We start from the raw sequence: 4,169 nt of genomic DNA, 5'->3' as shown, positions 1-4,169 counted from the left end.
TCCACCTGCAAAATAAGTGGGTGCTTAAGTTACAGGATCCTGGATTCGGGACCAGACGGTACTCAGACGACGCTTACTGATGTAGTACCCATCAACGAGGTTTATAATTGTGCGGAACGTACTTATTGGATTTCTACTGAAGGCTATTTCCCGAGCTCCACCTCAGAAAAATATGCGTTATATTCCTCAAGCATTTGTTGCTGATGAGCCAATGCTAGCACGTCATTCCACTGCTCATTTTCATAAATAAGTGCCAACTTGAGTGAGTCCACCCTGCTCTGGTTACGCTCAATGAAACGAGCCCGTTTTTCAACATAGGGTTTGTTGCCGTACTCTGAGTTGATACTGCGTGAAACTAGCCCTAAATTACCAAAACAGTCCAGTATTTCAGAGCTCACTCGGTTGGAATCAAAATGCTCAGGCTGCTGTGGGGAAACATGCTCCACTGAATTTCTGGCCGTCATTCGGAATGCCTGCCAGGCACTCCCTTTTTGAAAGCGGTAATGCTCCCAAAGAATATATTCCAGCTTGTAAAACCAGTAGTGAGAAAATTCGGTTCCCTCATCAGCTCTCAGCACTGCCTGCATATCGCGGATCGGATAGCTATCGCACCATGGATTTAACACAAACGCACGGGTTCGTTCGATCAGCGGCTGTTCACTGCCACTGCAAAGCAAGTGATTGTCCAGATATTGCAGGTATCGGTGGGCACCTTCACCGCCATGGTTTAGTAGGTAACTAAGCAGGGGAGTTAGCCAGTAATGGGTGGTCAATTGCTGTGAGTGATAGAGCATGCTTTGTAACATAGCAAACCCGCTATCGGCATCACGGCTAGCGCGAATAAGGCTTTGGTAACCGTTCCGATTTTCATTCACTCGGAGGCGACGAATACCATGACTTTCTTCATTAGCATCATCGCTAATCCATTTGATGATATGTTTGTCAAACAGATAGCGGCAACGCCACAACAACTCAATAAAGCGACGTATCTGATTGGCTTGTTCTGATTTCTCACACTGGGCTAGCCCCGCCAGCCAATGAGTCTGGAAGATCTGTAACAGCTCTTTGTCTAGGATTTTGCTGATATCATCGCGTTGCTGATGTAACAGAAAAAGGCGTAAAACATGCTGTAAGAGCATGGAAAAGCCGATAATACTGCGTACATCATCGGCTTCATAGGCCTCGTTATTTTCAGAAGCATTGTTAGATGGCTCCGTCAGGAGTGTCTCATCATTGAGGATATCGTCTAATGAGTGGTGTCTGAGGTCTTGTTGTGTACCTAATTCCAGCAGTACGTCACGTATAACCAAGGGATCAGAGAGCATCTCCCGGTCTCGTTTAGCATCCTCGACATTATAAAGCGGGATCAGCTTTATTCCTTTAACGGTACGTAGGTTCTTTTCGACATAGGCCCCCATAAATGAGCAGGCATCCCACATCTGGCCATAGGCTTCGCGCTCAGCGCTATCTGGCAGTAACGCCAGCAAGCGAGCTTTCAAAATTTCATGGTGCTGCAGCTGCACACCGCGATTGTTGATGACCTCAAACAACTTGTTAAGGTCCGTGTTGGCCGGTACCAGGGTCAATACCAGTTGAACCCGATCACGGATGAACGTACCCAATTTGACAAGATCAATCCGGTGGGTGTCATCCGTTCTATGGGTGAAGTAACCCTCCATGACCTGCATCGCATAACTCAACGCAGCGGCCTTTTGCTCATCAGATGCAGCTCGGCCATCAAGTAAGGCTGCAAAAAAACGGCTTACCTCAGGGCGAATGGCAAACCGAATCCGCGGCTCACGACTATTTCCCAACTGGGCATAGAGAAAACAGGAAAGGGGATTTTGGTTTCGCTCACTGTTTTTCGATGATGAGAGCAGCCGCTCGATTACTACGCTAAGCAACCACAAGGTGGTAAAACGTTGCTGACCATCAATCAGATCCAACAAGGGGTGCCCAGATTCTGTCCTTCCTTGCTCAATCACCAGCGTACTACCCAAGTAAAATACATCCTTGTCGGCATTACAGGCGGAGACTAGATCATCAAGTAATACTTTGATCTGGTCACTACCCCATACATAGAGGCGTTGATAGATAGGAATATTGAAAAGTCGTTTTTCATCAATGAGTTGAGCAAGTGACATTAATTTTGATTCATATTGCATCTACTTTTCCATCCCTAGCCAACCTTTAAGTACCCAACTGTCACCCTCAGGGATATCATCAAGATTGAAATAATTCAGCAACGCATTAAGGTAACGCCCCTGAACGCCCTTAGAGAGGACGATGGAGACAGCATTCCCGTATCCCTTACTACGTTCGATTTCAGAACGCAAGAATGCCATCACCTCTTGTGGGCGATAGGCTCCACATATCTCATCAAGCAGATTGTAAGGAGCGTCACGTAAGTACTTGAGTGGTGATTCTTTAAAGATATAACTTTTCTCCAACCGTAATCCCCCCAACACCAGTTCCAAACCCACTGCAAAGGTTAATAGATGTTGATAACCAAAACGGTCGACATACATCAGAAGGGCCAAGTTAAAGAGCTCCTGCAAGTAATAGGCATTAGCACGTACCACACGCCGATAAAACTCTCGGAATGCCTCTAATTCATGGCAGGTATTCTCTTGGTATAAAAGTGCATCAAGTAAAGAGGCATATTTTTGAGCGTAAAGGAAAAAACAGATGCCTTTATGAATAGGCTGGCGCAAGGTAAATGGTAAATTGGCCGCACTTCCACTAATTTGTAAAGGGTTCAATGCCAAGCGATAGTCATCGCTACTTTGCAATTTAAGGGAATTGGCAAATTGATTGTGATAACCCGGGTAGAGCGGGATCTCATCAATCTCACCACCACCAACACTCTGTTGTTGAAAGGCTTCCAGCAGACTATCGTGATCTTCACGCTCCATTTTCTTATTACCCCGCCAATTGCGGGCACGCCACAAATAGAACTGAAACAGCTCGGGTGCAAAATCTTGCTGTTCACAATCCTGCCGCCTAGGGCCTGCCATTTGAACATGCTCCCAACGTCGGGCACAGATTTGCTGCAATGACTCTACATGCCGTACGTTGGGCCCGTTCACAGCCCGCAGGTGATAAGCTTTGAGCAAATCAGTCGCTTTAAGTGGTACTCCGCGAAAATTCTGAGTATCAAAAAAGGTAAAAGCGAGATCTTCGCGCTCAACTGTGATCACCGTAAAACACAATTGCTCAACGATGGATGGCTCTAGAGCTGATTCACGATGTTCGCTCATTAGCTTGCGTGCTACTCGCAAATTACGAGCTGAGATGGGAGAGCGGTAATGAAATTCTAACCCTTTGGGTAATTCATTGTGCAAAGTATGATACAGCACTGCTAGGGTACTGAGGCGCTGTTGGCCATCGATCACATAGCGGGCTTTTTTTTCGTCATTCCGATGCAGCAATAGGGTACCTAGATAATAGACTTTCTGCCCATTGCCGCTGTGCCTGAACTCGTCCAAATCCTCTAGCAACTGATTGACCTTGTGTCTATCCCAAACATAGGGTCGTTGGTAGTGGTCGAGCTGTAAAGTTGCTCCATTGTCGCACAAAGTGGCAAAATCCATCATGCAGACCTCGACGGGCTGCTTAATCGTCATGATTGTGGCTCCAATGGCTGCTGGGTAAAGTCACTTAGCGGTTTTTCTTTACCATATCTTGATAAATAGGAAGAAATTTCCAGCAGCTCTTTTTTTGATGTCCTCATGTCCGCTCCCTATGAAGCATTGTTACATACCCATCGTTGAATCGCCACGGATAATCTAGACACTTCCGAGCCGTTGTGTGGACTGACCCCGCCCCGGTAGACAATCCTGCCCTATAGTTTGAGCATAGGAGGAGCGTATGGGCATACCACGATTTACACCTGAATTTAAGGAAGAAGCCGTCCGTCAGATAACGGAACGCGGTTATTCCGTCGCTGAAGTATCTGACCGTCTGGGCGTCTCTGCACACAGCCTCTACAAGTGGCTACGGGCTATCAAACCTGATAACAGCGAGCAGCATGCACGGGATTTACTGGAAGCTAAAAGCGAGATCCTGAAACTCCGGGCGCAGCTAAAACGCACCGAAGAAGAACGGGATATCCTGAAAAAGGCCGCGCGGTACTTTGCAAGGGAGCCCGACTGAAGTACCGCTTTATC

Annotated in this window: 2 protein-coding genes and 1 pseudogene; 1 reads left to right on the top strand and 2 read right to left on the bottom strand. The window is 46.9% G+C overall.

Features of this window, described 5'->3' with window-relative positions:
• Window positions 1-143: 143 nt before the first annotated feature.
• Window positions 144-2,165 (bottom strand): DUF262 domain-containing protein, encoded by a 2,022-nt coding sequence (locus C6A40_RS24530; protein WP_001548946.1) that lies wholly within the window; start codon window positions 2,163-2,165, stop codon window positions 144-146.
• Window positions 2,166-3,626, bottom strand: a complete 1,461-nt coding sequence (locus C6A40_RS24525; protein ID WP_008321087.1) for a DUF262 domain-containing protein — start codon at window positions 3,624-3,626, stop codon at window positions 2,166-2,168.
• 244 nt (window positions 3,627-3,870) lie between these two features.
• On the opposite strand from C6A40_RS24525, the pseudogene C6A40_RS24520 reads away from it, so the two are divergent.
• Window positions 3,871-4,169: pseudogene (locus C6A40_RS24520) on the top strand (transposase); the annotation flags it as partial.

It is taken from the genome of Enterobacter sp. GER_MD16_1505_Eko_090 (assembly GCF_003331015.1).
GTDB lineage: Bacteria > Pseudomonadota > Gammaproteobacteria > Enterobacterales > Enterobacteriaceae > Enterobacter > Enterobacter roggenkampii.
Note: the sequence above shows the minus strand (reverse complement) of the source record. Positions and strands in the feature narration are given on the sequence as shown.

What these genes read in the sequence shown, in the direction of transcription:
- C6A40_RS24530 (WP_001548946.1), bottom strand. Translation starts at nt 2,165, where the DNA reads ATGCAATATGAATCAAAATTAATGTCACTTGCTCAACTCATTGATGAA.
- C6A40_RS24525 (WP_008321087.1), bottom strand. Translation starts at nt 3,626, where the DNA reads ATGACGATTAAGCAGCCCGTCGAGGTCTGCATGATGGATTTTGCCACT.